At 38.1% G+C, this 23748-nt stretch carries 20 protein-coding genes and 2 tRNA genes; 10 read left to right on the plus strand and 12 right to left on the minus strand.

Translation table 11 applies throughout. The annotated features are described in order from the left end of the window. The first annotated feature begins 152 nt into the window (after nt 1-152). Complete coding sequence (locus KTV93_RS05310; RefSeq protein ID WP_218250268.1) at nt 153-1775, plus strand: ABC-F family ATP-binding cassette domain-containing protein; 1623 nt, start codon at nt 153-155, stop codon at nt 1773-1775. A 105-nt stretch (nt 1776-1880) separates the two neighbouring features. Next, on the plus strand, nt 1881-3590 hold the full coding sequence (gene recJ / locus KTV93_RS05315) for a single-stranded-DNA-specific exonuclease RecJ (RefSeq protein ID WP_218250269.1): 1710 nt from the start codon (nt 1881-1883) through the stop codon (nt 3588-3590). 11 nt (nt 3591-3601) lie between these two features. Here recJ and KTV93_RS05320 read toward each other — a convergent pair whose 3' ends face one another. Beyond that, nucleotides 3602-4753 carry a hypothetical protein gene (locus KTV93_RS05320; RefSeq protein WP_218250270.1) on the minus strand — a complete coding sequence of 384 codons (1152 nt, stop codon included), beginning with the start codon at nt 4751-4753 and terminating at the stop codon, nt 3602-3604. Nucleotides 4754-4832: 79 nt separating this feature from the next. Here KTV93_RS05320 and KTV93_RS05325 point away from each other — a divergent pair, with 79 nt between their 5' ends. Both KTV93_RS05325 and KTV93_RS05330 read left to right on the plus strand, forming a co-directional pair. Continuing rightward, on the plus strand, nt 4833-5354 hold the full coding sequence (locus KTV93_RS05325; RefSeq protein WP_218250271.1) for an NAD(P)H-dependent oxidoreductase: 522 nt from the start codon (nt 4833-4835) through the stop codon (nt 5352-5354). Beyond that, on the plus strand, nt 5351-7183 hold the full coding sequence (locus KTV93_RS05330) for a monovalent cation:proton antiporter-2 (CPA2) family protein (protein WP_218250272.1): 1833 nt from the start codon (nt 5351-5353) through the stop codon (nt 7181-7183). The genes KTV93_RS05325 and KTV93_RS05330 overlap by 4 nt, the downstream gene beginning before the upstream one ends. Before the next feature lies 1 nt (nt 7184). Here the strand turns inward: KTV93_RS05330 and KTV93_RS05335 are convergent, their stop codons facing one another. The 6 genes from KTV93_RS05335 to KTV93_RS05360 form a co-directional block, all read right to left on the minus strand. Continuing rightward, nucleotides 7185-7658 (minus strand): hypothetical protein, encoded by a 474-nt coding sequence (locus KTV93_RS05335; protein WP_218250273.1) that lies wholly within the window; start codon nt 7656-7658, stop codon nt 7185-7187. 111 nt (nt 7659-7769) lie between these two features. After that, nucleotides 7770-8180 carry a type II 3-dehydroquinate dehydratase gene (locus tag KTV93_RS05340; protein WP_218250274.1) on the minus strand — a complete coding sequence of 137 codons (411 nt, stop codon included), beginning with the start codon at nt 8178-8180 and terminating at the stop codon, nt 7770-7772. 64 nt (nt 8181-8244) lie between these two features. Next, a tRNA-Glu gene (locus KTV93_RS05345) sits at nt 8245-8316 on the minus strand. A gap of 17 nt (nt 8317-8333) precedes the next feature. Next, nucleotides 8334-8588, minus strand: a complete 255-nt coding sequence (rpsT, locus tag KTV93_RS05350; RefSeq protein ID WP_218250275.1) for a 30S ribosomal protein S20 — start codon at nt 8586-8588, stop codon at nt 8334-8336. A gap of 88 nt (nt 8589-8676) precedes the next feature. Beyond that, nucleotides 8677-8748 (minus strand) — tRNA-Glu (locus KTV93_RS05355). A 61-nt stretch (nt 8749-8809) separates the two neighbouring features. Further along, nucleotides 8810-10093 (minus strand): N-acetylmuramoyl-L-alanine amidase family protein, encoded by a 1284-nt coding sequence (locus KTV93_RS05360; RefSeq protein ID WP_218250499.1) that lies wholly within the window; start codon nt 10091-10093, stop codon nt 8810-8812. 55 nt (nt 10094-10148) lie between these two features. Between KTV93_RS05360 and KTV93_RS05365 the strand changes: the two genes are divergently transcribed. From KTV93_RS05365 to KTV93_RS05375, 3 genes are read left to right on the plus strand one after another with little or no spacing between them, the layout of a single operon-like run. Next, nucleotides 10149-12740, plus strand: a complete 2592-nt coding sequence (locus KTV93_RS05365; RefSeq protein WP_218250276.1) for a putative LPS assembly protein LptD — start codon at nt 10149-10151, stop codon at nt 12738-12740. A 47-nt stretch (nt 12741-12787) separates the two neighbouring features. Next, nucleotides 12788-13168, plus strand: a complete 381-nt coding sequence (locus tag KTV93_RS05370) for a RidA family protein (RefSeq protein WP_218250277.1) — start codon at nt 12788-12790, stop codon at nt 13166-13168. After that, nucleotides 13169-13627, plus strand: a complete 459-nt coding sequence (locus KTV93_RS05375) for a hypothetical protein (RefSeq protein WP_218250278.1) — start codon at nt 13169-13171, stop codon at nt 13625-13627. It abuts the gene before it with no gap. A 31-nt stretch (nt 13628-13658) separates the two neighbouring features. Here the strand turns inward: KTV93_RS05375 and KTV93_RS05380 are convergent, their stop codons facing one another. Further along, on the minus strand, nt 13659-15167 hold the full coding sequence (locus KTV93_RS05380) for a trypsin-like peptidase domain-containing protein (protein WP_218250279.1): 1509 nt from the start codon (nt 15165-15167) through the stop codon (nt 13659-13661). 285 nt (nt 15168-15452) lie between these two features. Between KTV93_RS05380 and KTV93_RS05385 the strand changes: the two genes are divergently transcribed. Then, complete coding sequence (locus tag KTV93_RS05385) at nt 15453-16367, plus strand: dimethylarginine dimethylaminohydrolase family protein (RefSeq protein WP_218250280.1); 915 nt, start codon at nt 15453-15455, stop codon at nt 16365-16367. An 11-nt stretch (nt 16368-16378) separates the two neighbouring features. Here the strand turns inward: KTV93_RS05385 and KTV93_RS05390 are convergent, their stop codons facing one another. Then, complete coding sequence (locus KTV93_RS05390; protein ID WP_218250281.1) at nt 16379-17041, minus strand: copper homeostasis protein CutC; 663 nt, start codon at nt 17039-17041, stop codon at nt 16379-16381. A 71-nt stretch (nt 17042-17112) separates the two neighbouring features. On the opposite strand from KTV93_RS05390, the gene ctlX reads away from it, so the two are divergent. Continuing rightward, nucleotides 17113-18039 carry a citrulline utilization hydrolase CtlX gene (gene ctlX, locus KTV93_RS05395; protein WP_218250282.1) on the plus strand — a complete coding sequence of 309 codons (927 nt, stop codon included), beginning with the start codon at nt 17113-17115 and terminating at the stop codon, nt 18037-18039. Nucleotides 18040-18116: 77 nt separating this feature from the next. Here the strand turns inward: ctlX and KTV93_RS05400 are convergent, their stop codons facing one another. From KTV93_RS05400 to nadD, 3 genes are all read right to left on the minus strand, one after another. Then, nucleotides 18117-20405, minus strand: a complete 2289-nt coding sequence (locus tag KTV93_RS05400; RefSeq protein ID WP_218250283.1) for a TonB-dependent receptor domain-containing protein — start codon at nt 20403-20405, stop codon at nt 18117-18119. A gap of 356 nt (nt 20406-20761) precedes the next feature. After that, nucleotides 20762-21106: a DUF3817 domain-containing protein gene (locus KTV93_RS05405; protein ID WP_218250284.1), complete on the minus strand. Its 345-nt coding sequence runs from the start codon at nt 21104-21106 to the stop codon at nt 20762-20764. A gap of 25 nt (nt 21107-21131) precedes the next feature. Further along, nucleotides 21132-21716, minus strand: coding sequence for a nicotinate (nicotinamide) nucleotide adenylyltransferase (nadD, locus tag KTV93_RS05410; RefSeq protein WP_218250285.1), 585 nt, complete (start codon nt 21714-21716; stop codon nt 21132-21134). Between the two features lie 207 nt (nt 21717-21923). Between nadD and KTV93_RS05415 the strand changes: the two genes are divergently transcribed. Further along, nucleotides 21924-23528, plus strand: a complete 1605-nt coding sequence (locus KTV93_RS05415; RefSeq protein WP_218250286.1) for a BamA/TamA family outer membrane protein — start codon at nt 21924-21926, stop codon at nt 23526-23528. Nucleotides 23529-23748: the final 220 nt, after the last annotated feature.

Raw genomic sequence — 23748 nt, forward strand, 5'->3', positions numbered from 1 at the left:
ACCTTTGCCGGATATAAATGTTAATTTTAAGAATTTTTAACGAAATTTTTCATAATCTTAAAGAGGTGAATCACCTCCGTTTAACTGAAAATTTAAATCGAATGCAAAACCCGATTTCTTTTCGTATTTTTGCGCCAAATTTACAAAACTATATGTTAACAGTATCTAATTTATCATTACAATTCGGAAAAAGAGTACTTTTCGACGAAGTGAACATCATGTTTACCAAAGGAAACTGCTACGGAATCATCGGCGCTAATGGAGCCGGTAAATCTACTTTCCTTAAAATACTTACTGGCCAGCAGGACCCAACCACTGGTAACGTTTCCCTTGAGCCCGGCAAAAGAATGTCTGTTTTAGAACAGGATCACTTTGCTTACGATAACTTCACAGTATTAGAAACCGTACTCAGAGGAAACAAAAAACTCTTCGAAATCAAAGAAGAAATGGATGCTCTTTACGCTAAAGAAGATTTTTCGGATGCGGACGGCATCAAAGCAGGCGAACTTGGCGTTATTTATGACGAAATGGGAGGTTGGAATTCGGAATCCGATGCGATGACAATGCTTTCAAATGTAGGAATTAAAGACGAGATGCATTATCAAATGATGGGTGAACTCGAGAACCAAAATAAAGTAAAGGTACTTCTTGCGCAGGCATTATTCGGGAATCCCGATGTTTTAATTCTTGATGAACCTACCAATGACCTGGATATCGAAACGATTTCATGGTTGGAGGATTTCCTTTCAACTTACGAAAACACCGTTATTGTAGTTTCTCACGACCGTCACTTTTTAGATACAGTATGTACCAACATTGCGGATTTAGATTATTCTAAGTTAAATCTTTACACTGGTAATTACACTTTCTGGTATCAAGCTTCTCAGTTGGCTACAAGACAGCGTCAGCAGGCTAACAAAAAGGCAGAGGAAAAGAAGAAAGAACTTCAGGACTTTATCGCAAGATTCTCTTCTAACGTTGCGAAAGCAAAACAGGCAACTGCAAGAAAAAAGATGATCGATAAATTGAACATCGATGACATTAAGCCATCTTCGAGAAGATATCCTGCCATTATATTTGATACAGAGCGTGAAGCCGGTGACCAGATCCTGGAGGTAAAAGGCCTTGAAAAAACCAAGGACGGTGAACTTCTTTTTTCCAATATCGATCTGAACCTTAAAAAAGGTGATAAAGTAGCAATCCTGTCTAAAAACAGTTTGGCCATTACCGAATTTTTCCAAATTCTTGGTGGCAACACTACTGCTGACAAAGGCTCATTCAACTGGGGAATTACAACTACACAGTCTTATATGCCACTGGATAACACCAGTTTCTTTCAGGAAGACATCAATTTAGTAGATTGGTTAAGACAGTTTACAAAAAACGATGAAGAAAGACATGAGGAATTCATGAGAGGTTTCCTGGGAAAAATGCTATTCTCCGGTGATGAAGCTTTAAAATCCTGTACCGTACTATCCGGCGGTGAAAAAATGCGTTGCATGTTCTCGCGAATGATGCTACAGAAGGCAAATGTCCTTTTATTAGATGAACCAACGAATCACCTGGATTTGGAGAGTATTACAACCCTCAACAACTCATTAACCAATTTTAAAGGAACAGTTCTGTTGGCTTCTCATGATCACGAAATGCTTGAGACAGTTTGTAACAGAATCATCGAATTAACTCCAAAAGGTATCATCGACCGTGAAATGTCGTATGACGAATATCTAGCAGATAAAAAAGTAAAAGAACTTCAGCAGCAGATGTATTCTTAAACTGTAAGCACTCTAAAACAAACAAAACCGTTCAAAATATTGAGCGGTTTTTTTGCTTTAAGCCCTCGCTCCTCTTCCATCCTTTTTTTGTATTTTTGTGAGATTATGAGTCAAAAGTGGATATACAAACCTGAACCAGATGAAGATATTGTTGATGGAATAAGCTCCTCGCTTGGTTTTGGCACGTTTGAATCCAAAATTCTCGTTCTCAGAGGAATTGATAACTATCAAAAAGCAAGGGAATTTTTTAAACCCAACCTCAACGATATTCACAATCCTTTCCTCATGAAAGACATGCAGCTTGCTGTAGACCGTATTGCGACAGCAATTGAAAATGGCGAAAAAATTTTGGTCTACGGCGATTATGATGTTGACGGAACCACCGCTGTTGCGCTCATGTACCTTTACCTCAGCAAGATTGTAGATAAAAAATATCTCGATTTTTACATTCCCGACAGAAATTCTGAAGGGTACGGAATTTCCACAGAAGGAATCGATTTCGCAAAAGAAAATGGTTTCTCTATAATTATTGCGCTGGATTGTGGCATTAAAGCAATCGATAAAATTGAATATGCTAAAGAACGCGGAGTGGATTTTATTATCTGCGACCATCATTTACCTGGAGAAGAAATTCCAAAGGCAGTAGCTGTTCTCGATCCTAAAAGAAATGACTGCAGATATCCATTCAAGGAACTTTCAGGATGTGGAGTTGGCTTTAAACTTTGTCAGGGATTAAATACCATTTATAAGATTCCCGAGGCAGAACTTTTTGAACTTACAGATTTACTTGCAATTTCTATCGCAGCAGATATTGTTTCTATGACCGGAGAAAACCGGGTGTTGGCAAAACAGGGACTGAAAGTATTGCGCAAATCCCGTAATTTAGGATTAAGAATGCTGATCCCGGAAGACAAATTGGCCACTTTTGAAATTTCCAATATTGTTTTTGAAATTGCTCCCAAAATAAATGCTGCCGGAAGAATTTCACACGGGAAAGCTGCGGTTGAACTGATGGTATCAGACAATCTGAAACAGGCTCAGCAAATAGTGAACGATATCATTACATTGAATGATTCGCGCCGCGAAATGGATATGAGCAGCACAACCGAGGCCCTTTTACAGGTCGAGGAAACCGGCCAGCTTCAGAATTTCACGACGGTAGTCTATGGTTCAAGCTGGAACAAAGGCGTTATCGGAATCGTAGCTTCCAGACTTATTGAAACTTATTACAAGCCCACTTTGGTTTTTACCGATGGGAATAACGGCGAAATGGTGGCGTCAGCAAGATCTGTTGCTGATTTTGACGTGCATGATGCACTCGAAAACTGCTCTGAGTTTTTCCTGAAATTCGGCGGACATCCTGCAGCTGCCGGACTTTCAATGGAAAAAGCCAAATTCGAACTCTTCAGGGAAAAGTTCGAAAAAATAGTTGCCGAAAAAATTCAGGAACATCAAAAAGAACCCAGTATAAAAATTGATTCAGTTGTGCAGATCGATGACCTCAACAAGGATTTCTTTAACTTTCACAGAAAACTGGCACCATTCGGACCTCACAATATGAAACCTGTTTTAGTCTTGAAAAACCAAAAAGTTGCCGGCTACGTCAAAACAATGGGTAAAGACAACAGTCACATTAAATTCTACATCCGCCAGGAATCATCGGGTAGAAATATCGAATGCGTAGGCTTTAAACTTGGAAAATATGCTGAAGAGTTCAGGGAGAAATCGTTTGATATCGCATTCACCGCAGAAGAAAATCACTGGAAAGGCAATATTACCTACTACCTGAATATCCGTGACGTGAAGTTCAACTAAGCTTTTTAGAATCAAAGCGTTTTATGCCTTTCGAACTCTTTGTTTCTGTCAAATAGATATCGGTAAGTTGCTAATTTTCTGGTAACTTCTGTTTCGAGATTCTCGGCAATCCTGATCATTTTCGGATTAAAATCTCCAATCCACTGCATTTCATAGTCTTCAAACTGCGTGGTTTTCCGGAAATGTTTCGTGCCTTCCCAGATCATATATCCGTCGATACCTTTGCGTTGCCATTCGGGAACGATTCCAAAAACTAATCCTACCATTTTTTTGTTGGTTTTGAATTTCTTCACCCACAAAAATTTCAGTTTTTGCCATAATCCAAATTTTCCGTCGAGAAATTTAAACCATTGATTCAGGTCGGGAATATTCATCCACATTGCAATTGGTTTTTCATTTTCGTAAATAAACCAGGAAATATGCTCATTAATTACAGGCTTAAGTGTAGTAAAAAGTTTTAAGGTATGTACCTTAGTAAGTTGTTTGCCTTCTCCATGACTGGCCCAGGCTCTGTTATAAACTTCCGTGAAATCCGCAGCAAATTTTTCCAGCTCATTCACCTTCATTCTTCTAGCGGAAATGGCGGGGTTTTTAGAAATTCTATCATGCATACGGACAAAATTTTCATTTACAGATGCATGAATCTTTCTACCGAAACACAACTGATTGAAGTAGATTTTGAAACCATAATTCTCAAAAAGCTCCTGGTAATAAGGGGCATTATAGTTCATGGCATACAGCGGCTCCGAAAAGCCATCGATCAAAAGACCCCAGAATTGGTCGCGCTCTCCGAAATTAATCGGTCCGTCCATCGCTTCCATACCTTTTTCCTGAAGGCGGTTTTTAGCAAAATTAAATATGAAATCGGCGGCGTTCTGATCATTAATACAGTCGAAAAAACCTATTCCGCCTGTTGGCTGTGATTGTCGGTATTTTTTATTAATAAAAACTGCAATCTTACCAATGGTTTCATTTTTTTCGTTGTAGAAGAGAAATCTCTCACATTCACCAAAGCGGAAAAATTTATTTTTTTTGGGATTAAAGACCGCCTCAATGTCTTTATCGAGCGGGCGGATGTAGTTTTTGTCATCAGCAAAAAGTGCTGCAGGGAAATTCAGAAATATTTTAGCGTGATGATCTGAAACGACTTGTACTACCTTCATATCTCAAAAATAAGAATAATTTTCAGTGATAAACAGTTATGATTTTGATTTTTTCATAATTTTATAAAAACATTAGTTGGTGAAAAAGACGCTGATCATTTTTGCACATCCTCATTTCGAATACTCACATGCCAATGCAGAGTTAGTAAAAGCCTATGATAATCTTGACAATGTTGATTTCAAAGATTTGTACGAAGAATATCCAGATTTTCATATTGCAAGTTTTCGCGAAAGGAAGAGAATCCGTGAATATGAAAGGTTGGTGTTTCATTTCCCATTGATTTGGTTCACCTGCCCTCCGCTTCTGAAACTTTGGATTGACGAAGTTTTCGATATCAAATGGATGGCGGAACAGAATCATCCGTTACAGAATAAAGATGCTTTCATAATTGTAACCTTAGGTGGCAAAGAAGAAAATTATTCTCCAGACGGACTTTATACAACCACGGTTCCGGAGCTGATGAAATTCCTTATTCTTTCCCTGAAAGTAAACGGCATACAAGTAAAGGAAATACTGGCGATACATAACGCCGACGAATTAACAGAGGTAGATTTAGCAAAATATACAACAGAAATCCGGAAAACCTTGCGTACACCATGAGCGAAAATTCACTGGCAATGACCGCCCTCATATTTCTGGGTGCAGCGATTATTATGGTTCCGCTTGTTCGAAAGTTGGGACTCAGTTCAGTTATCGGATTTATTCTAGGTGGAATTATTATTGGCCCATTCGGTTTGAAACTTACAGGAAAAGACTCTGATGATATTATGCACGCGACAGAATTCGGTGTAATCATGCTGCTTTTTCTTGTAGGCCTTGAGTTTGAACCGAAAAAATTCTGGAAAATCCGCAAGAAAATTATCGGAATGGGTCTCAGCCAAATGCTTATTACAATAATTGTTCTTTTTGGGATTTTCTATTTTGCGAAATGGCAAACAGATCAGGCTTTGGTAACCGCAATCTGTTTTGCGCTTTCATCCACCGCGATAGTATTGCAGACTCTAAAAGAAAAAAATATCTTCCTTACCGATGCCGGCGAAGCATCATTCTCCATCCTGCTTTTTCAGGATATGTCGGTCATTCCGATTTTGGCACTTCTACCGGTTTTGGCAAAAAGACCCGAAGATAATGAGCATGAGATCCTGCTGCAATACTTGCCCGACTGGCTTCAACCTTTTTCAATTATTATAGGAGTTTTAATTCTCATAATCCTGGGACGGTATGTTTTTGTGCCTTTTCTACGCTATGTATCTCGTTCCGGAATGAATGAATTGCTTACCGCCTCATCACTGTTTCTCGTAATCGGTGTTTCAGAACTGATGGCATCGGTAGGTCTGAGTCCTGCGCTGGGAGCTTTTCTCGCCGGAGTGATGCTTGCTACAAGTGAATTCCGGCACGAATTAGAAAGCCAGATTGAGCCTTTTAAAGGTCTTCTTCTGGCAGTGTTTTTTGTCAGTGTGGGCGCGACCATAAACTTTTTTGTAATCCTAAAGGATCCAATGTTCATTTTCACTACCACGGTGATTGTACTCATCGTGAAATTCGCAGTACTGTTTGGGGTGGGTAAATTTTTTAAACTTAAATTGAATCAGAATTTAATCGTAGCTTTTGCACTCTCGCAAATCGGGGAATTTTCTTTTGTACTGGTAAACTACTCCACCAAATTATATCTTCTCAATCCCGAACTCAACGCACAACTTATGGCAATAACTGCCATTACAATGTGTGTTACGCCTGTATTACTCATTATAAATGAAAAACTGATAGAACCTCATTTCATTACAGATACTCATGATTCTGAGACGATACAACCTATTAAAGAGCGCAAAATAATTATCGTAGGCTTCGGTCATTTTGGAAGTACTGTTGGGCGGCTGCTGCGCGTAAACGGAATACAGGCAACGGTTCTGGACAACGATGCCGAAAGGGTTAATTTATTGAAGTCAAATCATTTTAAGGTCTATTTTGGAGATGCCACTAAACCCGGAATTCTCAGGTCTGCCGGTGCAGAAACTGCCGATCTTTTGATTTTATGTCTGGACGATCCTGAAAAGAATAAATTTATTCTGGAATATGCCCGGAAAAATTATCCGCAACTGAAAATATTTGTCCGTGCAAAGAACAGGCTCGATGCGTACGATTTCTATAACAACGGCGTTGACAATATTTACAGGGAGACTTTAGGGACAGCAGTAGACATGGCAGTAGACATCTTAAAAGCTACAGGTATGCGGTCCTATGCAGCGAGAAGACTGGGAAAAAGATTCATGGTGATAGATAAAGCGATGGTAAAGAAACTCGCAAAAGAACAGTTGAAAGATAAAATTACTTTCACCGTGAAGGAATCTCTGGAGCGTGAAGCCGAACTTCTTGCGGAAGACAGCCAGTCATTCGATGAATCACAGTGGACGGATAATGAGGAGATTTAAATCAGTACGCGGGACAGTCCTGAAGACTTATGTTGACAAGATTAAGAACTTTACCGTTAACTGAAACCTTTACCTCTGGGAAGTTACCGTGTAGACAGTCGCTTACCATTTCCTTAAAATCGCCATTAGTAGCCTCTATTACTACCCCATTGCCATATAGCGAGTAATTGTTTTCATTGAAGTCAAAACGGTCGAGTACGTAATCCGTTCCGTCAATTCTTATCACACCTTTATTGGAGTTTTGGTCAAAATAGAAGAGCGTTTTGCCATCCTGCGTAAAAACAGAACGACCTTTTTCCGGCGCAATATCTAGAGGAATAATTTTAAATGCTGGCGCGTATTCAGCATTTTGCATGGTAGAAGTTCGTGAACTGTCCACAGACTTAATCACATTTTCGGTAGCGTTCTGCACTTCTACAGTTTCCTTTTCTTTAGCGCAGGAAGCAAGTACAGCAAAAGTTAGTAGGTGAAGCATTTTTTTCATAATAGTTTATGCTTTTGGATTTGCAAGAATCATTCCTTCTTATAAAATATAAAATAATGCAGGCGCTCAAAACTTTAATTTTATGCGATGTATTATTAGGATTTAACTTCCTAGACTAATAATAGCCAACTCATATCCTTTCAGCCCGAAACCACTGAGGACACCATCCGTATGCGATGCAGTAACCGACTTTTGCCGGAATTCTTCCCTTTTGTAAATATTGCTGATGTGAACTTCTACTTTAGGTTTCGAAATATTTTTAAGGCAATCTGCAATTGCGTAAGAATAATGGGTGAAGGCTCCCGGATTCACAATCAAAGCATCGAAATCGTCATATTGAATCACATTAATTATTTCGCCCTCTACATTAGACTGAGAATAGTGTATTTCATGCTGGGGAAATTTAGTCTGAAGATCTTTCATATAATCTTCCATAGAAACATCTCCGTAAATTTCAGGTTCCCGGGTTCCGAGAAGGTTAAGATTTGGACCGTTAAGTATAAGTATCTTCATAAAATAAAAACTTATCAAATATAAACATAAAAAAACTTCCGAAAAATTAATTTCGGAAGTTAAGTAGCCCGTAGGGGAGTCGAACCCCTCTTACCAGGATGAAAACCTGAGGTCCTAACCGATAGACGAACGGGCCGTGCGTCTTTTATAAGGTTACGCTAATTTATTAACGTGCTTAGTTAATTTACTTTTCAAGTTAGCAGCTTTGTTTTTGTGGATGATGTTTTTCTTCACCAATTTATCCAACAAAGAGATCACTAACGGCAACTGTTCTGCTGCAACTTTTTTATCTTCTTCATTTCTCAGACCTTTCAAAGCTGTTCTAGCAGTCTTGTGATAGTATCTGTTTCTTAATCTTTTCTTTTCGCTTTGTCTGATTCTTTTCAGAGCTGATTTATGATTTGCCATATCGTTTCCTAAATGTGGGTGCAAAGATATAAAATATTTTTATCGCACCAAATAGTTTTTAATTTTTTTTTTAAATTTTCATCTTTTGTAGCCTATAGGGGAATCGAACCCCTGTTGCAAGAATGAAAATCTTGAGTCCTTACCACTAGACGAATAGGCCTTTGTTTTGAGGACTGCAAAAATATAAATTTACTTTCAATCCTGCAAGACTACTGCGCACGTTATTTCAATACTTTTTGAATAACTGTATTTTTTACACCCTTCAACTCGATGTCTTTCTGCTCTTTAACCGCTTCTTCCAGACTTGAAAATTTTCCGTAGGTATAATAAAAACTTCCGTTTTCTTTGACGCGGTTCACATTTTTAAGCGTATTGAGCACCGCTGAGTTAGAACTCAACTTTTGTGGACTTACCGCAATTTCTAAAGTATAATAGCCTATTCCCAACTTTTGGTTAGGAATGAATGAGATGGATGTTGCATTCTTAAACCCTGCATCTCTAGCCGTTTTCAGATTATTATCCCGCACCGATGCCATGTTGGTTGTGCCATAGTAATATTTATACAGCCCATTCTCCTTAATTGGAAGAACATAATTAAGCCCTTTCAGCGCAGGATCACCAGAATTGTACTTCGAAGGCGAAGACATCAGTAAGATTCTGAAATCGTTCTTAAGAGGTTTTTCCTCAGGAACCGGCTCGGCCTTAGGTGCTGCAGTGGCATTTCTGTCAATCGCTTTCTTATAATCGGTAATTGCATCATAAATACTTTCTGCAATCTCTGTTTGTCCTTTTTCGGAAGCCAGATACATGGCGTCATCGTAGTTGCTGATGAAGCCAGTCTCAATCAATACAGACGGCATGGCGTTAAGCCTTAAAACGTGTAAATTCTGTTGCTTAACACCACGCGAATATCTTTTGTTCTTTTTTACGAAATTCCCTTCTACAAAACTGCCGAAAAGCAGACTGCTTTCCAAATACTTGCTCTGCTGAATTTTCAGCGCAATTAAGGATTCGGGTGATTTAGGATCATAGGAAGCAAACATTTCCCTGTCTCTTTCATCAAGAAAAATTACATCGTTTTCTGCTTTTGCCACCTCCAGGTTTGTTTTATTCTGATCTGGTCCCTGCACAAATGTTTCGGTTCCGTACGGTGCAGTCTTGGTGCTCGCATTACAGTGTACCGATACGAAAAGATCCGCCTTGCTCCTGTTTGCCAGAGTAGTTCTCTCTGTAAGTGACGGAAACTCGTCGATTTTGCGGGTATAAATAATTTTAAAGTCTTTGTTTTTTTCCAGCATTCTTCCCAATTTCAAAACGATGGCAAGAGTTACGTCTTTTTCCCGCAAAGTCCCCGTTTCACTATAATTGCGGTTTGCGCCATGATCAGATCCCCCATGTCCGGCATCTAAAACTACCGTGAATTTTTTCTGAGCACTTGTAATTGAGAAAAAAAGGATGAAAAAGAAGAAAAAATATTTTTTAAAAGAAAAACTATAGTCAATCATCATTACATTTTAAAAATTATGCTAATTTTGACCACAAATTACAGAAAATATCGCTTTGGTCAAAACCGGCTTCAAAAATATATTACAAATTCTAATTATCCTAATTTTTAACAGTTTTTTAGCACATACGCATGCTCAAATTCTGCCTGAAAATAAGATAGTTAATGATACTATTCGTAAGGCAGATACAATTATTATTGCTCAGGAACAACTTGAAGCTGTGGTAGAAACAAAAGCCGACAACATCCGTAATGATATACCCAAAAAGATGACCTATCTTAATAAGAAGGCGCAGGTAAAATATCAGGATATGCAGATTGACGCCGATTATATTTCCATCGACTGGAATAAATCGATGATTTTTGCAAGAGGTGAACTCGATTCTTTGGGACGAATAAAAAATCCGGCAGTTGCGGTACAGGGCGGTAAAAAATACGAATACGACGAGTTTACTTACAATATCAAAACCCGCCAGGCAATTGCCTTCAACGCAAGAACAGAAGAAAGCGAGGGCGTAATTATCGCTGAAAAGACCAAGAAATACAACGATTCTGTTTTCTTCATGCGTCGCGGAAAATATACAACCGACGAATATTTCATCAAGAAAAAAGACACGATTGCCGATTATTATCTGCTCGCGCCAAACATTAAACTGATTAAAGGGAAAGACAAATCGCAAGTGATTACGGGACCGATTCAGATGTACATAGAGCAGGTACCCACCCCACTCATCATGCCTTTTGCGATACTTCCTTTTTCAGATAAAAGAAGCGCAGGAATTCTGATTCCAAGTTTTGGAGAAAGAGAGGATGTCGGGTTTTTCCTGAATTCCCTTGGATACTATCAACCTATCGGGGAACATTTTGATTTGAAAATTCTTGCAGACATTTATACTAAAGGAAGCTGGAATCTGCGGCCGGAAATGAATTACAAGAAAAATTACCGCTACTCCGGGAACTTTTCTGCAGATGTGGGGAACACTGTGCGTGGAATCAAAGGTTTATCAGATTATTCCAAAAGCCGTACGTACAGGATTGCGTGGCGCCATCAGCAGGACAGTAAAGCGAACCCGTTTCTTACATTTTCAGCGTCAGTAGATGTGGTGAGTAATAAATTCTATAACAATACCGTAAACAATAATTACGCATTCAATCAGAACAATCTTAACGCGCAGCAAAACTCGAGTGTAAGTGTGGTTAAAAGGTTTCTCACGCTTCCGGTTACGATTACCGGAACTTCATCTTACTCACAGAATTTTTCCACCGGATTGGCAGATTTAAAACTGCCGGTGCTGAATGTTGCTATTAACCAGTTTTATTTATTTAAACCTAAAACGGGCGTAAGGCAGGGTCTTCTTGAAAACATTACAGTAAATACAGGTCTGAATTTTAATAATTACGTACAGACCAACGAAGGCGAACTTTTCACCCCGGCAATGTGGGATAAAATGCAGACCGGCCTGAAAAACAATATTACACTTGGCACCAATACAACGATTGCAAAGTATTTTACCTTCTCGCTATCAGCTAATATTGACAATGCTTTAACGACAAAAACGCTCACAAGAAGTTACAACCCAATCACCAACCGTGTTGATGATATTATGAATAAAAAGATTGCCGGCTATTCTTCATTTTCCACGGGAGCCAGCTTGCAGACTGTACTTTACGGAATGCTGAACTTCAAGAAAAATTCGTCAATACAGGCAATTCGTCACATGTTGACGCCGCAAATTGGTTTCAGCTACTCTCCGGATTTTTCGACACCAGGTTTTGGCTATTATAAAAATTACGCTAATGACCGTGGAGAGATGACTCCTTATTCGATTTTCGACCGCGGAATCATCGGCTCACCAAATTCAGGGCTGGTTCAGGCGCTGAGTTTATCGGTGAATAATAACTTGGAGATGAAAGTACGGTCTAAAAAAGATTCTACCGGCATCAAAAAGATTAAGATCTTTGAAAGTTTAAATTTCAACACCAATTATAATTTTGCAGCGCCGACGCATAAATGGTCGATCTTCAGTTTCAGTGGACAGACCACGGTTTTCGAAAAACTTAATATTAATACCGGATTAAATCTGGAACCTTACCAAATTATTTTCGCACCTGGTGAGGACACCGGAATCCGGACCGAAAACTTTGGGCGCTTTAGTGTTCAGGGCTTCAATGCTCAGCTTTCTTACCCTTTGAGCAGCGAAATATTCCAGAAGAAAGATAAAGAAGATCTATCTAAAAAATACAATAAAAAAGGTGAAATCCGTAACGAGGATTATTATTTTGATGATGATAATTATGCGCGGTTCAGCCAGCCCTGGACTTTAAACATTAATGCTCAGTACAGTTATACCAGAAGTCTGACCCGTTTTGGTAATAAAATGGCATCCGTGGGGTTAGACGGCAGTATAAAGCTTACGCCGTTCTGGAATATTACCGGAAACCTGTATTACGACGTCATTTCAAAAGAAATTGCGAATACTCAGTTAGGTTTTTCCCGCGATCAACGAAGTTTTACCATCAATTTTAACTGGATCCCTTATGGACAGTATAAAGTCTACGATTTCTTTATCGGAATCAAGGCGAATATCCTTCGCGACGCCCTGAAATATAAGGACCGTAGTTTTACCCAACCAAATGCTCCCTTCTAAATTTTAAAGGTTTAAACATTAGTTTTATATTTGCCAATATTATTGTTATGAAAAAAATAATTTCTACTTCTGAAGCTCCAGCCGCAATTGGCCCTTATTCGCAGGCTAATTTTGCCAACGGAATTTTATACATTTCCGGGCAGATTCCACTGAATCCCCAAACAGGTAAACTTGAAGAAGGCATTGAAAAAGAGACTCATCAAGTGATGAAAAATCTTGAGGCGATCTTAACAGAAGCAGGTTTGACTTTTAAAAATGTGGTAAAAGCTACTATTTTCCTTAAAAACATGGATGATTTTGCGGTAATGAATGATATTTATGCCTCGTACCTGGATGCTGAAAGTTATCCGGCAAGAGAAACTGTACAGGTTTCGTGTCTTCCAAAAAATGTTGATATTGAAATTTCAATGATTGCACATCAGTTTTAAATGAATTTCATTCGGAACACCATTGCGGTTTTAGTAGGTCTCGCTGTTGCAGCGCTCATAATTTCTTTGGGTGTAAGACTGAATTCATCATGGATTACCTATGATGAGTATGCTCCGTTCGGTCATTGGGAACAGCTTCTGCAAGCGATGAAAAACAAACCCTACTTTTATGTTGCACTCCTGATTTCATCGGGAATCGCTGCAACTGTGGGGGGCGTTATTACAGCAATTATTGTGAAGTATGCGAAGGTAGCCTACGCGATATTAATCGGCTTTATTTTGCTTTTCATCGCGATGCTCGATATTATTATTTTCCCTTACCATCCTACATTTTATAAGATTTTAATCTTTTTGACTTTCTTCCCTTTTTCATGGATTGGAGGTAAAATTACAGAAGTGATTTATGAACGGAAAAAGAAAAGATTAAAAAAACTACAGCACAAAAAAAACGCAACTTAATCAAGTTGCGTTTCTTTTTTTTACTATTTAATTAGGGCATTTTAAAGCCTCTTGTGGTAATTCTTCCGTATTCATCAACATATTTCACCTGTACGTTTCCACTGTATCCCTGAAGAATTTTTTCAACATCTTTCTGGGAATTTACCGGCTTTCCATTAACTTCAATAACGATATAATTATCTACAACACCGATCTTTGCCATTTCGCTTCCTTCAGCTACATTCTTGGCAATTACACCGCTGTTCAAACCGTAATCAGTTTTAAACCGTTCGCTTAAAGGTTCGAAATCTGACCCTATTTTTTCAGTAACTGTTAAATCTGCTTTACTTCTGAAAGATGTTCCTCCCTTTTGGTCACGCAGCGTAACATTTACGGTGTTCGATTTGCCATTTCTAAGGTAAGTTACTGCTACCTTATCTCCCGGTCTGCGGCTTCCAACGGCGAATGACAGATCGTAATAGCTGGACACTGCGGTGTTGTCAACTTTTGTAATGACGTCTCCAGATCTCAGACCCGCACTTTCGGCACCTCCTTTTTCAGAAACATTAATAATATAAACACCTTCGCCAGCTTTAAGATTGGTTTTTCTCTGTTGATTGTAATTGGCAACCTGTCTCTGGTCAGAAAGATCGAGGGTCTCAACTCCTAAAAATCCTCTTTGAACCAAACCGAATTGCTTAATATCTTCCACTACCTTTCTCGCAAGATTAGAAGGCACTGCAAAACCATAACCTTCGTAATACCCGGTTTTAGATGAAATCGCTGAATTAATACCAATCAGTTCGCCATTCGGGTTCACCAGTGCACCTCCGGAGTTTCCGGGATTAATCGCTGCATCAGTTTGAATAAAACTTTCGATTGGTGTTCTGGACTGCTGGCTTAAAAGATCAATACTTCTTCCTTTTGCAGAAACAATACCCGCAGTTACCGTAGAATTCAGACCCATCGGATTTCCGACTGCCAGCACCCACTGCCCAACTTCCACATTATCAGAATTGGCAAAATTAAGGTACGGCAGGCCTTTTTCTTCTATTTTCAGAAGTGCGATATCTGTAGTCGGATCAGTCCCCACTAGATTTGCAACGTATGATTTTTTGTTTGAAAGCACCACTTCCAGTTTAGTAGCCCCCGCTATTACATGGTTATTGGAAATAATATAACCGTCTGGTGAAATAATGACTCCGGAACCCATTCCAGAAGGCATGTCTTTTGGAACCTGCTGCTGTTTTGGCTGTCCGCCAAACGGATTGCCGAAGAACTGATCAAACAAATCCTGTTCGCTTCGTTGAGAGGTTCTATTTGAATAATTTTTTATACTTACTACCGCCGGAACAGTCATTTTTGATGCTTTTACAAAGTCATCGCCAACTCCGGTCATATTAAACGATGCATACTTTGCATCGCTGTTTTTGGGTGCGAAATAAGAGAACTGTGAATCCTCATTCTGCACATTGAAAAAATTGATCGCTCCGAAAGTTGTAGCTCCGGAGATTACCCCAACAACAGCGTAGGGAATAAGTTTTTTAAGAGTATCTGTCATCTTCATAAATTATTTAAATATTTTTCTTATTTGTTTATTGCATCAAATTTAGCACTTAATAAGTATTGACGAAAAGCGGTCTGTTTCAGTTTTAACTAAAAATTAACAACAATTATAAGATTTTAATTATATTTTCATATTTGATACAAATTTTATGCTGAAGTTAGAAAATGACATTCTGTCACACTGCGCGAGATACTCTTTTAAATTAGGATTTATGTACCGGAATCAAAAATTTTCTTAAATCAATTCGTTTGTTTAAATTTGGGACCATCACATTTTACTATGAAACTCAATATCCATAACGAAACCTCAAAACTTAAATCTGTTGTACTCGGAATGCCAAATTCCATTGGCACCCCACATTCTCTAAAAGAAAGCTTCGATGCGAAGTCTTATCACTCACTCCAAAACGGGACTTATCCAAAAGAGAATGACATCGTTCACGAGATGACCGAGTTCGAAAAAGTACTTTTGAAACACGGCGTGGAAGTTTACCGCCCGCATCTTATTGAAAATTACAATCAGGTTTTTGCCCGCGATGTTGCCTTTGTTATTGAGGATAAAATGATTATCTCTAATATCATTCAAGACAGATACGATGAGCAGGATGCGTACCGTAAAATATTTGCGCGAGTAGGCTGGAAGAAAATTATAAATCTGCCCGACACCGCTCATATCGAAGGTGGTGACGTGATTGTGTGGAATGATTTTCTGTTCATCGGAACCTGCTTCTCTGAAGATTACAGAAACTTTAAAACCGCCAGGACCAACGAATATGCGATTGAAATCCTTAAAGAATATTTCCCAAAGAAAAGAATCATAGATCTTGAACTGAAGAAAAACGATACTGATCCGTTCCAGGGGATTTTACATCTGGACTGCACTTTCAATCCGGTGGGGAAAGATAAATGTATCATCTATAAAGACGGCTTTGTGGATGAGAGCGATTACAGGCTTCTGATTGACATTTTCGGAGAAGAAAACTGCTTCCATGTTACGAAGCAGGAAATGTTCGAAATGAATCCTAACATCTTTTCGATTTCCGAAAATATTGTAGTTTCCGACAGTTCATTTACCAGAATGAACAATCATCTTCGAGGTGAATGGGGGATAACGGTGGAGGAAATTCCGTACCGCGAAATATCGAAGATGGGAGGTCTGCTGCGTTGCTCTACCTTACCTCTTGCCCGGGAATAAATATCAACCCGCTAAGAACTCTGCATTTTAAGTTTCTTAATTTCGTCATCGCTGGCAAAAGACTCGTACTTTAAAATTGCGGACGAATGAAAACTTGTTCCGCCGGTAAACTCTTTAAGTTCCGAAATATTTTCTGAACGTACTCCGCCGCCAATCAGGATTTCAATCCGGTCACCATATTTTTCTATCAGTTTTTTAAGGTTTTCCTTCCCTTCAATCGCTGTGGGTTTTCCGCCTGAAGTTAAAACTGTTTTAAAACCGAGCCTTATTAATGTCTTAATGGATTTTTCCAGATCCGGTGTCCGGTCAAAAGCACGGTGAAAAGTGCAGGGGACATCGCCGGCAAGTGTAAGAAGTTCAGAATTCTTCTGTTCATCAATTTCGCTGTGCGCATTTAAAACTCCAAATACAAAACCGTGAGCTCCCGCTTCCCTGAAAGTAATTATACTGCTTTTCATTGCTGTAAATTCGGCATCGGAATAATAAAACGAACCTCCTTTTGGCCTGATCATTACATAAACCGGAGTATTAAAAGTTCTTTTGAGGTGAAGGAATTCATAGAAATCGGGAGTAGTTCCGCCAAGCGCGATATCAGCGCAAAATTCGATCCGGTCGGCAACTGACTTCAAGGCAGTTTCAGCAGAAGTGATTTCAAAACAGGCAATTTCTAACATGGATTTTTTATATCTATAAATTTAAGTATTTTTGTTCAATAGCAGATCAATACTAATAAAAACCCTATTTTATGCAAACAGCCAGCACCGTTCTGATGGTAGAACCTGTCGCTTTCGGATACAATTCCCAGACAGCGGAAAATAATTACTTTCAGATCGAGCAGAAAGATGCTGACACCCAGACCAAAGCACTCCAGGAATTCAACAATTTTGTTGCTCAATTAAAGAGTAAAGGAGTTAATGTTATTACAGTAAAAGATACTTTGGAGCCACACTCTCCCGACTCGATTTTCCCAAACAACTGGGTAAGTTTCCATAGCGACGGCAAAGTTGTTCTGTACCCGATGTTTGCACCAAACAGAAGGGTTGAGCGCCGTACTGATATTTTAGAAATCCTTAAAGATAATGGTTTTGAAATTTCAGAAATCGATGATTTATCCCACTTTGAAAATCAGGAAAAATTTCTGGAAGGAACCGGAAGTATGATTTTCGATCATGACCATAAAATTGCTTACGGTTCTGTTTCACTGAGGTTAGATGAAGAACTTTTCCGACAGTTTTGTACGAAATTCGGTTTCAGGCCTGTTGTTTTTCATTCCTATCAGAATGCCGGCAGCGAAAGACTGCCGATTTATCATACGAATGTAATGATGTGTGTGGCCGATAAATTTGTGGTGATTTGCCTGGAATGTATTGATGATGAACTGGAGCGTGAAAAAGTTCAAGAAGTTATAAAATCGTCCGGAAAAGAAATCATTGAAATCTCCGAAGATCAGCTGCAGCAGTTCGCCGGGAATATGCTTCAGGTACAAAATAACGACGGTGATAAATTTTTAGTAATGAGCGAAAGCGCGTATAAATCACTGGCTGCCGAACAGATATCAGCTATAGAGAAATACTGCGAAATCATCCATTCAGATTTAAATACAATTGAAACAAATGGCGGGGGAAGCGCAAGATGCATGTTGGCGGAAGTGTTTTTGCCGAAGAGTAAGTAACAAAATGGTTCAATAAAAAATCCCCGGAAAAAATTCCGAGGATTTTTTGTGAAAATATAATTGAGTTTAGAAAAAATTTATCTGGTTCTGGACTTTATTTCATCTGATGCATTCTCGATGTTTCTTACTTTTTTAACCTTTTGGTTCCCGAAATTGTATACAATACTTGCACCGACACTTTGTCTGTACATATTGTTCTGTACATAATTATAGTTACCGTTCTGCTGATAATCTTCAACTTCAACAATATTTGTTTTCAGGATGTCATTTAAGTTCACGGTAAAAGTCCAGGCATTCCATATCTTTTTTATACTCAGATCCAGACTTGCAAGATCTTTCAGCATTCCGAGTTCAATCTGCTGCTGGTCAACATAAAAGAAGTTTATTCCTGCGAACCAGGTTTTCTTTTGATCCAAACGGATATTATTGTTCATCTGAATCACAAAACTTGTTGAGTTGGTGTTATTGGTATACATCGGGAAAATATCTCCGGTTGTAGGGTCCACACTTAAGCTTCCTTTATTTCTGTTGTGCTGAACGCCAATATTAAAATTGGTAGTCCACGCCTGCTTGAAGAAAGCCTTCTGAATACCGAACATTGCCGACATTTCCTGCTTATCGCCAAAATTGGTGCGGATATAGCGGAGTTGATTCCGCGTTTCTTCCTTACCATCGGCACGAACCGGAATTCCCTGCAACGGAACCTGCGTGATGACATCTTTTTGCAGAGAGTGATTTAAAATAAGAAAATAAGAGTTCTTGAACATATAAGTAAGTTCATGATTGTAAGATGAAGAAGCCTTTACAAACGGATTGTTCTGTACATAATTGTTCTCGGTAAGAATATTCTTCACAGGATTAATCTCCCAGAAACTTGGCCTCCTCATTCTGCTGGAAAACGCGTATGAAAGATTATTGTTATCGTTGATCGCATAATTCAGACTTATGTAAGGCAATACATTACTGTAATTACGTTCGATACGTCTAAGGCTTATATCCTGTGCATTGTCGGAGGTTCCCACACTTTTGGTAATTTCATAACGTGTACCCGCCTTTCCGGAGAATTTGTCGGAGAACTTTTTTTCAACAGTAAGATAAATGCCATAAATATTTTCGTCGTAAAGAAAATGGTTCGGCTCATTTTTCGGATTATCTAATAAAATTCCGTTTTCATCGTAAAGCACGGCTAAAGATTCGTCTTCATTTAGTACTGAAGTTATACTTTTGGTATCATTATCCGTTTTGGTTTTGTTGTAATTTCCTCCTACAGAAATGGTGAGATCTTTATTAAACTTCTGAATGTAGTCTGCCATCCCGGAAAAATTATCAATCAGTTGGGGAAGATTTTGTTCCACATACTTTGATTTATACAGATCTGTTCCGTTTGCTGTGGAAACAAAAGTATTATTTTCAGTCGTCTGGAATCTCTTATAATTTAAGTATGCGGCGTTCAAATTCAATTTACTTCCCAGGCTGTCGGTTTTCAGTTCATAATTCAGATTCAGACTGTTGTTGTACGAGCGGGCATCTTCTTTATTTTTGGACCTCGTATAATTGGTCTTCCAAATATTACCTTCCAGAGTTCTAATGGTATTAAAAAGGTCTACCGTAGAATTATAACTCTTGTTTGCCCAGGTATTCCAGGTTAACGCTACATTGGATTTTTCGGTCAGTTGATAATCGATATTCAGATATCCGCCGAGATTTTGGTTAGGATCAACAATGTCTCCTACAGATTCGTTAGTGGCATTACTGTTTCCGTTTTTCAAAATGTAGGACTGGGCTCTGATATTTTCGCCGCCTGACAGATTGGCTGAGACTCCCAACTTATCCTTTCGGTAATTTGCTGAAAAACTGCCTGAGTTGTCGCTGTAAATATTTGCAGTACTCGCCATCCTCATGTTTCCGTTAAGACCGTTAGTCATTTTTTTCTTCATTACAATATTGATGATTCCGTCTGAAGCATCCACCTGAAATTCACTTCCAGGCATTGTAATAACTTCTATTTTCTGAATATTTTCAGCTGGAGTATTTTTTAAAAATTGAGCCAGAGATTGGGCATCCATATTCGATTTTCTGCCGTCAATATAAATTACAGCATTATTTTTACCTGCGATTTTTAAGGTACTCTCATCAGTGCTGGAAATAAGAGGGGTCTGCTTAAGAATATCAAACGTCGTATTTCCTTTAGCAACAGGTGCATTTGAAATATCATATACGAACCGGTCGCTTTCTTTTTTGAAGACTTTCTTAGTCATCAGAACTTCCTGTATATTCTGCACTTTTGCAGAATCCGTTTTTGGTGTCTCCTGACTGTAGGTTATAATTCCTGTAAGAAGTGAAAGTGAAATAATAAGTTTTTTCATGGTTAAATTTTAAAAAGAAAGAAGGAAGATGATGGTTATTCGTTTTTGATTTGGTTATCAGTTAAGCAGTTATTAGTTTTTTCTTCCTCCTTTCTTAATTTGATTATTAGTTTTCTGAATTCTTAGTTTTGCATTGCAAAGATATATATTTATTTTAGTAATATGCAATACAAAGTAGTAAAATAAATTTAATTCAACTTTTATCGTTCTGATTATCAGTTAAATAATTTTATAAAAAATTTACTGTCCTATCAATTAGACAACACAAGACATGCTTTTGTTACACGCCTCATAAAAAAAAGTGGAAGTTAACTTCCACTTTTACATGATATCTTTTCTTTCAGAAATTCAAATATTTAATTTCCTTCTCTGTCAAATCTGCCAAGTTTTTTATCTGCCCAGATGGTTGCAAAAGGAAAAAAAGCAGCCAATAGTGCAAAAACGGTATCCTCGTCATCCCACTCAAAAATTTTCCTTGCAGGCAGCAGCAGCAGCAGATAAAATGTAAAAAACAGTCCGTGAATGTTTCCTACAATGATGATATAAATTGTAGGCAGAATTCCCTCTCTATCGTATCTTATCCATACCATGGCCGAGAAGAGGAAAAACCATGAAATTGCTTCCGCAAGACATACCTGCTTAAACCATTTCACGATTTTATCCTGAGGATATTTAGCGAAAAAATTTTCTATGATGTTCATAATTTCTTACTGTATTGGTCTCTTTCTATTTATAAAATGCGCTTCCGTCGAGATATTCAAAAACTTCCGGCGGCAGCATTGGTCTCACATTTTTTCCTGCTTTTATCATACTCCGGATCTCTGTAGCTGAAATCTCGATCACCGGAGCCTTAATTAGCGAGATATTTTCGTGTTGCAAATACTCATGATCTTTTTTCTCCCCTTCAAAAGCGCGCGGATAAACAATAATCTGGTGATTTGCTATTAAATTTTCAGAATTCTTCCATTTTGTCAGTCCGTTCAGATTGTCTTCACCCATAATCAGTGCAAAGGAATAATCGGGATATTTTTCATGAAGATAAGCCAGCGTGTCAATCGTATAACTGGGTTTAGGCAGCGAGAACTCCACACTTGACGCTCTCATATTCGGATAATTTTTAATGGCCAACTGCACCATATCTAGGCGGTTATGATCTTTGAGCAGCGATTTTTTGTCTTTAAAAGGATTCTGGGGGCTTACAACAAACCAAAGTTCATCCATATCAGAATTTTCGAGAATATAGTTCGCCAAAATTAAATGACCAATATGAATGGGATTGAAACTTCCGAAAAACAAACCTATTTTCTTCATAAAAACACGGTGACAACAAGATGGATTTCTACACAATTGATTGAAGCAATAAAGGTAAAGAATTAATTTTTAGCCCGAAACCAAAAGCCTTTAGAAACACAATTATATATGATATAGATTAAAAACAAACGCGTTAACCTCCAAAAAATATATTTCATCTGTATAATAAACTTACGTAAATTGAGTTCCAATTTTTAAACTTCTTTATTGAAATCACTTTTCCATATAATCGTCTTATTTCTATGTTTTTTTGTGCAAGCACAGCAGAAAGAATATTGGCTTATCGATGTACAGGATAACAAAAAAACGATAGTCAAAGACTCTTTGGCTGCTGTAAAATTCCTGGATTCACTGTCCCAAAACAGCTACTATCTCACAGAGCTTAAAAAAGTAATTAATGGAGACAGCAAAACTGAGATTTATTTTGACAAAGGCATAAATTTTAATGAAGCAGTTGTAAAGATCACTGAAGATATCGCCCAAACATCCGGACTTAAATCAGAATTTTACACTAAAAACTTAGATTCACTTAAGAACAAAATAAGTAATGACTACAGGAATAAAGGTTTTGCTTTTAACCGGGTTAAATCTAAATTTCTAGGTATGAAAAACAACATTCCGCAGATCGAAATTACAGTCGTAGAAGGTGATCAGCGAAAAATAAACCGCTTTGTGCTTAAAGGTTACGATAAGGTTCCGAAACGTTTTATAAAAAATCTAAATAAAGACTTCCTGGGAAGGGTTTACGACGACAAAAACTTAATTCAGATTAATCAGTCCCTGCAAAATCATCCTTTTATTTTGTTAGACAAACCGCCGCAAACTCTTTTTACAAAGGATTCTACACAGATTTTCCTGTTCATGCAGAAAAGAAAATCGAATTCTTTTGATGGAGTTATCGGATTCGGAAACGATAAGAGCGAGAAATTTTCACTCAACGGAAGTTTAAATATGAATTTCAGGAATATGTTCAACGGCTTTGAAACAGTAAACATATTCTGGCAAAGAAATCCGGATAAAGCTCAGACATTTGATGTAAAAACCGACATACCTTATTTGCTTCAGTCAAATATCGGCCTGAATTTAAATATGAATATTTACCGTCAGGATTCTACTTTTGCAACCGTGAAGTTTCTGCCAAGTGTATATCTTCATCTCAGTAACCGCCAAAAAATTGGATTACGGGGAACTTTTGAAACTTCTTCCGTAATGGATTCCCTCTACGTACAAGGAAAGGATTTCGCCAAAAAAGGGGTAGGTGTTTGGTATGATTACACCGAACCTTCAGAAGTAGACCTTTTTATATATAAAATCCGTATTCGCGCAGAAGCTGACTATATTTCCACTCATTATTCAAAAGAAAACTCCAGCGTAACCCAAAATAATATCTTTTTCTCCGGTGAGCGAAATCTTCATCTAAAAGGTAGCCATTATTTAAATCTGAAGGGCGAAACCGCTCTAATAAACTCACAAAATGAACTGGCAGCTAATGAATTACTGCGGCTTGGCGGATGGAATTCTTTCCGGGGTTTTAATGAAAATGCACTGCTGGCAGACTTCTACTATTTCGGAACTGCAGAATACCGTTACCTGGTCAACAATCAGGCTTTCTTTGATGTTTTTGGGCAATATGGAGCACTTAACAATAGAAGTTTAAATGTAAAGCCTAAATTATACAGTTTGGGATTGGGGTTCAATTTCTTTTTACCGATTGGCTTAATGAGCTTTCAGATTTCGAACGGAAACGAATTCGGTAACGCTGTAAGGTTTGGCGACACTAAGATTCACTGGGGAATTCTGAGCAGATTTTAATTAAGCTTAGTGCTATTTACTATAAGGAGCAAGCTTTGTATTTCTAAAAACGATCACATAACACATTAACTTTAAGGAATCACATCCTTTTTAAGCTGCTAATTCTGCTTAAAAATATGATTAAACAGCTTATTATTCAATGCGGAAATTAAGGATTCTAATATTGTAGATTTAAGTTGTAGAATCAGATAAAGTTCCTACTGACTATGGGACTTGATGA

The organism is Kaistella faecalis, assembly GCF_019195395.1.
Lineage (GTDB): Bacteria > Bacteroidota > Bacteroidia > Flavobacteriales > Weeksellaceae > Kaistella > Kaistella faecalis.

Bases quoted from the DNA above. Each gene is read 5' to 3' on its own strand.
- KTV93_RS05310 (WP_218250268.1), top strand. From the start codon at position 153: ATGTTAACAGTATCTAATTTATCATTACAATTCGGAAAAAGAGTACTT.
- recJ (WP_218250269.1), top strand. From the start codon at position 1,881: ATGAGTCAAAAGTGGATATACAAACCTGAACCAGATGAAGATATTGTT.
- KTV93_RS05320 (WP_218250270.1), bottom strand. From the start codon at position 4,753: ATGAAGGTAGTACAAGTCGTTTCAGATCATCACGCTAAAATATTTCTG.
- KTV93_RS05330 (WP_218250272.1), top strand. From the start codon at position 5,351: ATGAGCGAAAATTCACTGGCAATGACCGCCCTCATATTTCTGGGTGCA.
- KTV93_RS05335 (WP_218250273.1), bottom strand. From the start codon at position 7,658: ATGCTTCACCTACTAACTTTTGCTGTACTTGCTTCCTGCGCTAAAGAA.
- KTV93_RS05340 (WP_218250274.1), bottom strand. From the start codon at position 8,180: ATGAAGATACTTATACTTAACGGTCCAAATCTTAACCTTCTCGGAACC.
- rpsT (WP_218250275.1), bottom strand. From the start codon at position 8,588: ATGGCAAATCATAAATCAGCTCTGAAAAGAATCAGACAAAGCGAAAAG.
- KTV93_RS05360 (WP_218250499.1), bottom strand. From the start codon at position 10,093: ATGATTGACTATAGTTTTTCTTTTAAAAAATATTTTTTCTTCTTTTTC.
- KTV93_RS05370 (WP_218250277.1), top strand. From the start codon at position 12,788: ATGAAAAAAATAATTTCTACTTCTGAAGCTCCAGCCGCAATTGGCCCT.
- KTV93_RS05375 (WP_218250278.1), top strand. From the start codon at position 13,169: ATGAATTTCATTCGGAACACCATTGCGGTTTTAGTAGGTCTCGCTGTT.
- KTV93_RS05380 (WP_218250279.1), bottom strand. From the start codon at position 15,167: ATGACAGATACTCTTAAAAAACTTATTCCCTACGCTGTTGTTGGGGTA.
- KTV93_RS05385 (WP_218250280.1), top strand. From the start codon at position 15,453: ATGAAACTCAATATCCATAACGAAACCTCAAAACTTAAATCTGTTGTA.
- KTV93_RS05390 (WP_218250281.1), bottom strand. From the start codon at position 17,041: ATGTTAGAAATTGCCTGTTTTGAAATCACTTCTGCTGAAACTGCCTTG.
- ctlX (WP_218250282.1), top strand. From the start codon at position 17,113: ATGCAAACAGCCAGCACCGTTCTGATGGTAGAACCTGTCGCTTTCGGA.
- KTV93_RS05400 (WP_218250283.1), bottom strand. From the start codon at position 20,405: ATGAAAAAACTTATTATTTCACTTTCACTTCTTACAGGAATTATAACC.
- KTV93_RS05405 (WP_218250284.1), bottom strand. From the start codon at position 21,106: ATGAACATCATAGAAAATTTTTTCGCTAAATATCCTCAGGATAAAATC.
- nadD (WP_218250285.1), bottom strand. From the start codon at position 21,716: ATGAAGAAAATAGGTTTGTTTTTCGGAAGTTTCAATCCCATTCATATT.